The organism is Rhodovulum euryhalinum (assembly GCF_004342445.1).
Classification (GTDB): Bacteria; Pseudomonadota; Alphaproteobacteria; order Rhodobacterales; family Rhodobacteraceae; genus Rhodovulum; species Rhodovulum euryhalinum.
In genome coordinates, this window is the sequence record NZ_SLWW01000032.1 from 1 (window position 1) to 4,829 (window position 4,829).

The 4,829-nt window shown below is 67.1% G+C and carries 6 protein-coding genes and 1 pseudogene; 5 read left to right on the forward strand and 2 right to left on the reverse strand.

What is annotated here, in order from left to right; translation table 11 throughout:
• Positions 1-54 precede the first annotated feature (54 nt).
• Both EV655_RS18345 and EV655_RS18350 read right to left on the reverse strand, forming a co-directional pair.
• A pseudogene (locus EV655_RS18345) lies at positions 55-345 on the reverse strand (transposase); the annotation flags it as partial.
• Positions 346-383: 38 nt separating this feature from the next.
• Positions 384-584 (reverse strand): hypothetical protein, encoded by a 201-nt coding sequence (locus EV655_RS18350; protein WP_132546795.1) that lies wholly within the window; start codon positions 582-584, stop codon positions 384-386.
• 271 nt (positions 585-855) lie between these two features.
• Here EV655_RS18350 and EV655_RS18355 point away from each other — a divergent pair, with 271 nt between their 5' ends.
• From EV655_RS18355 to EV655_RS18375, 5 genes are all read left to right on the forward strand, one after another.
• Complete coding sequence (locus tag EV655_RS18355) at positions 856-1,062, forward strand: cold-shock protein (RefSeq protein ID WP_132546796.1); 207 nt, start codon at positions 856-858, stop codon at positions 1,060-1,062.
• Between the two features lie 189 nt (positions 1,063-1,251).
• Entirely contained in the window at positions 1,252-2,292 is a 1,041-nt protein-coding gene (locus EV655_RS18360; RefSeq protein WP_132546797.1) for a TRAP transporter substrate-binding protein, read from the forward strand.
• Positions 2,292-2,810 carry a TRAP transporter small permease gene (locus EV655_RS18365; RefSeq protein ID WP_132546798.1) on the forward strand — a complete coding sequence of 173 codons (519 nt, stop codon included), beginning with the start codon at positions 2,292-2,294 and terminating at the stop codon, positions 2,808-2,810. The genes EV655_RS18360 and EV655_RS18365 overlap by 1 nt, the downstream gene beginning before the upstream one ends.
• Positions 2,803-4,161 carry a TRAP transporter large permease gene (locus tag EV655_RS18370; RefSeq protein WP_132546799.1) on the forward strand — a complete coding sequence of 453 codons (1,359 nt, stop codon included), beginning with the start codon at positions 2,803-2,805 and terminating at the stop codon, positions 4,159-4,161. Before EV655_RS18365 ends, EV655_RS18370 begins: the two co-directional genes overlap by 8 nt.
• Positions 4,162-4,373: 212 nt before the next feature.
• A complete protein-coding gene (locus EV655_RS18375) occupies positions 4,374-4,562 on the forward strand; it encodes a BrnA antitoxin family protein (RefSeq protein ID WP_132546800.1) in 189 nt (62 codons plus the stop codon).
• Positions 4,563-4,829 lie beyond the last annotated feature (267 nt).

A 4,829-nucleotide genomic window follows, 5' to 3' on the forward strand; every position in this document is an offset into this window, starting at 1 on the left:
TACACATGTTGCGCAAAGAGGGTGAAGCCCGGACCTCCCCTTTCCCAGACGCACTTATCCCACGGGCTCGGTGACAGGTATGCCGAGCGTGGTGTGGCGGTTGAGCACGGCGGCGCGGATCTGGAGTTCGGCGACCTGACGATCGAAGTCGCGTGCCATGAGGCTCTGCCCCAGCAGCTTCACGCAATGCATCTCCGTCTCGGCGCGGCTTCGGCGGTGGTATCCGCTCCACGTTCGCCAGATGGCGCGGCCGAGGTACTTCGATGCGCGCAGCGCCTCGTTTCGGGCGATCGCGCCGGCCGTCGACGGCTTCCAAGGCTTGGCGTTCTTGCGTGGCGGTATGACAGGATCACATCGCGCAGGTCCGGCGCGTGGGTTTCTCGTCACGCCATGGCGTCGATCTGGGGCGCGCAGGGACGTGACGGAAAGACACCACCAGACCTACGGAAGGATCGCGTCTCCTGCGCGCTCTCCTGCGCGGCGGCAAGGTCGCGCAACTGGCGTTTGCCCAGGCGCCGTTCCGGGCGGGGCCGGATCGGGTGCGGGTCCTTCAGGTGGTCGGGGTCGAAAAGATGCTCGATCATGCGCACAGACTGCCCGGCAATGGTCAACGTCCTTCCTTCGGGCCGTGCGCGCAGGTCCGATGCAAATCAGATGAAAGTCCGATAATGGTCCGACCCCCGGGGCGGTCTGCCGAATTTTCTTGCACCGACTCGGACGATCCGGCATAAGGCATTGGCGACGTTACGACTATCGACCACTGTCTTCCGATCACGGCTGTCAGTACCTCGATCGACTTCTGACGTGCCGGGCCGCTGCAATGGTGCGAGCGGTAAGATTGCAGGAGACACGCGGATGGCCACTGGCACCGTGAAATGGTTCAACGAAACAAAGGGTTACGGCTTCATCGCGCCCGATGGCGGCAAGAAGGACGTGTTCGTGCACATCACCGCACTGGAACGCGCCGGTCTGCGCACGCTGCGCGACAACCAGAAGGTGACCTTCGACATCGAAACCAGTCGCGACGGTCGCGAAAGCGCCACGAACATCGCGCTGGCCTGATCGCCAAGCGATTGGAATGACAGCAGAAGGGCGCTCCGCGACGGGCGCCCTTTTCGCATGCGCAAGCGCTCCGCGTTGACCGGGCAGGGGACTCGGTGTAGGCCGAAGGCGTGTCGCCGCCACCGCCCGGGGCCGCGTGCGGTGACCGCCAGGCCCGGCATCGGGCCGCGACCTGAGGGGGGGAACCACATGCGTTTCAGATACTTGGCCAAGGCGTTGGCCATCGGCGCCGTCACGTTCTGGGCGGCCGGGGCGGCGCTGGCGCAGGACCACATTTTCAAGCTCCACCATTTCCTCGGCGCCAATTCCCCCACCCAGACCGAAACCCTGGAACCCTGGGCCCGCGCGGTCGAGGAGAACTCCGGCGGCAAGGTCAGGATCGAGATCTACCCCGCCATGACGCTCGGCGGCCGCCCGCCGGAACTGATCAACCAGGTGCGCGACGGCGTCGTCGACCTGATCTGGACGGTGAACGGCTATACGCCGGGGCTGTTCCCGCGGACCGAAGTCATTGAACTGCCGTTCGTTTACCTGAACGATCCCGGTGCCGCGAACCTCGCGCTGCACGAGATGTTCGAAACCGACCTCAAGCCAGACTACCCCGGCGTCGAGGTGATGTTCCTGCATGTCCATGCCGGCCAGGCGATCGTGATGCGCGATGCCGAGGTGCGGGCGCCTGCGGATTTTGCCGACCGCAAGATGCGCATCCCGACGCGCACCGGCGCCTGGGTGCTCGAGGCGCTGGGCGCCAGCCCGGTCGCGATGCCCGTGCCCGACCTGCCGCAGGCGATGTCCAAGGGCGTGGTGGACGGCGCGCTGATCCCGTTCGAGATCGTGCCCGCGCTGAAGCTGCAGGATCAGGCGGCCTATCACATCGAACTGGCCGACAGGACGCGGCTGGGCACCACCAGCTTTCAGATGTCGATGAACAAGGCCCGTTGGGACAGCCTGCCGCCCGAGATCCAGCAGGCGTTCCGCGACGCCTCGGGGCCCGACTGGCTGGCCGAGTTGGGCCGCATCTGGCGCGGGACCGAAGAGGCGGGCGTCGCCATGGCGGTCGCGGCGGGCCGGACCCATGTCACCTTGACCGAGGACGAAACCGCCGCCTTCCGCGCGGTGCTGGAGCCGGTCGTCGACCGCTGGATCGACGATGTCTCGGGCAGGGGTGTCGACGGCGCCGCCCTGGTCGAGAAGGCGCGGATGCTGATCGCGAAGCACGGATCGATGTGATGGCCGAACCCGCGCTGGCCGGGCGCCGGGGGCTGGCCGCGGCGGCGGCCGCCCTTGTCGCCGGATGGGCGCTGCTGGGGGGCATGGTCCTGCTGGCCGTTGTTGCGATGAACGTGGTCTCGGTGCTTGGCGGCGCGCTGTGGACCCCGTTTCCCGGCGATTTCGAGATGACGCAGGTCGGCGTCGCAGTTGCGGTCTTTGCGTTCCTGCCCTGGTGCCAGCTGACCCGTGCCAATGTCAGCGCCGACATCTTCACCATGGGCGCTTCGGCCCGTTGGGTGGCGCGGCTGCGGCTGGCGGCATCGGTGGTGGCGCTGCTGTTCGCGGTGCTGCTGTTCTGGCGCATGACCGAGGGCATGTCCGACCAGCGGGACTACGGCTATACCACCACGATCCTGCAATTCCCGGTCTGGATCGCCTTCGTGCCGATCCTGATCTCGCTGGCCCTGCTGGCGCTGGCCAGCCTTGTCACGCTGGCCGAGGATGCAGACGCCGCGCGCGGAGGCCCGGATGGCTGAGGCCTTGTCGCCGGGGCTGATCGGCCTCGCCGCGCTGGTTGCTCTGATCGCGCTCAGGATGCCCATCGCCCATGCGATGATCCTGGTGGGCGGGCTTGGCATCGCGGCGCTGAACGGTCCCGCGCTGATGTTGAACCAGCTCAAGACGCTCGCATGGGGGCAGTTCTCGATCTACGACCTCAGCGTGGTGCCGATGTTCGTGCTGATGGGCGCGTTTGCGGCGCGGGCGGGGCTGTCGGCGGCGCTGTTCCGGGCGGGCAACGCCTGGCTAGGCTGGATGCGCGGCGGCACGGCGATGGCGGCGATCGCGGCCTGTGCAGGCTTTGGCGCGGTCTGCGGCTCGTCGCTGGCGACCGCGTCGACCATGGGCAAGGTCGCCCTGCCGGAGTTGAAACGCTACAACTACTCGGGTGCGCTGGCGACGGGCACGCTGGCGGCGGGCGGGGTTCTGGGCATCCTGATCCCGCCCTCGGTCGTGCTGATCCTCTACGCGATCCTCGTCGAGGCGAATGTCGTCACGATGTTCATGGCCGCGATGCTGCCCGGGGCGCTGGCGGTGGTTCTGTTCCTGTTGACCATCGCCGCCTATGTCGCGATCCGGCCGGGCGCGGCCCCGGCGGCGCGCGCGCGCGACGGGGCCGAACTGCGGGCGGCGACGCTTGGGGTGATGCCGGTCCTGGCGATCTTTGCGATCGTACTGGGCGGCATCTATGCAGGCCTCTACAACCCGACGCCTGGGGCCGCGGTGGGCGTGGCGCTGGTCTGGCTTTACGGAACCGTCAGGGGCGCGCTGCCGCTGCGGGCACTGCGCGAGGCACTGCTTGAGACCGCCTCGATCACCGGCATGATCTACCTGATCCTGCTGGGCGCCGAGCTGATGAAGATCTTCCTGTCCCGCGCAGGGCTGCCGCAGGCGGCGGCCGAGTGGATCGTCGCGGCGGGGATGGAACCGATGACGGTGATGGTCCTGCTGTTGCTGGCGCTGATCGTGCTGGGCTGCCTGATGGACAGCCTGTCGATGATCCTGCTCGTGATCCCGTTCTTCTGGCCGGTGCTGGTCGAGATCAATGGCGGGCTCTACCAGGGGGCCGAGGGCGCGGGCTTCGGCATGAGCACCGAGGAGCTGAAGATCTGGTTCGGCATCCTGGCGCTGGTGGTGGTGGAACTTGGCCTCATCACCCCGCCGGTGGGGATGAATGTCTTCGTCATCTCGGCGATGGCGCGGGACACGCCGATGATCGACACCTTCAAGGGGGTCGCGCCCTTCTTCGGGGCGGAACTTGTCCGGGTCGGCCTGCTGCTGGCCTTTCCCGCGCTGACCCTCTGGCTGCCGCGGGTCCTGGGGGGCTAGCGTTCCCGGCCCGCCCCGCACCATGGGCCCGTGTCACCCGATCGGCCGCCGGGCCCGTCCGGATCAGAACTCCGTCCACCCGGTCGCGGGTTCCGTCCAGCGCGCGTTGCCGGCGCCGATGCGCCTTGCAGGGGCGGTCGCGGCCTGACGCCCCGCCGCCGCGAAGGCTGGCCGAACAGGCAGCCTGAAAACAAGAGCAGGCGACAACTCCCTTGACAAACACCGTCCCCGAGGCCTGGCACATGCTGCCGGAAATCCATCCCAAGCAGCCGAAAAAGGTGCGGGTGACGCTGCTGCTGGAGGAACCGGTGGCCAAGTTCTATCGCGCCAACGGAAAGGGTTACCAGGCGCTGATCAACGACGTGCTGAACCTCAAGCGCAGCTACGGCTGGCCAAGGTGATCGAGGGGCTGGAGGACAAGGGGCCGAGTGGGGAGCCGGTGTGAGGGGGCGGTTGCCGGACGGCCGGGATGGGCAGTTGGGTCTGTACCGACCCAGCAAAAAAATGAATAGCGCGCAGCGTGTTCGAAAGCGAGACTATGAGTTGGCAACTACTCTCATATGGTCACTACTTTAGAGTCAGGACCCATAAATCCGCTTGAGTGCGGGCTCGCCGCGTGATTCAAACTCCCAATTTGGGGGAGGGATCATGAGCGAGCTTTTCTGGCT

Excerpts from the sequence above, each read along its gene's own strand:
- EV655_RS18350 (WP_132546795.1), bottom strand. The coding sequence starts at position 584 with ATGATCGAGCATCTTTTCGACCCCGACCACCTGAAGGACCCGCACCCG.
- EV655_RS18355 (WP_132546796.1), top strand. The coding sequence starts at position 856 with ATGGCCACTGGCACCGTGAAATGGTTCAACGAAACAAAGGGTTACGGC.
- EV655_RS18360 (WP_132546797.1), top strand. The coding sequence starts at position 1,252 with ATGCGTTTCAGATACTTGGCCAAGGCGTTGGCCATCGGCGCCGTCACG.
- EV655_RS18365 (WP_132546798.1), top strand. The coding sequence starts at position 2,292 with ATGGCCGAACCCGCGCTGGCCGGGCGCCGGGGGCTGGCCGCGGCGGCG.
- EV655_RS18370 (WP_132546799.1), top strand. The coding sequence starts at position 2,803 with ATGGCTGAGGCCTTGTCGCCGGGGCTGATCGGCCTCGCCGCGCTGGTT.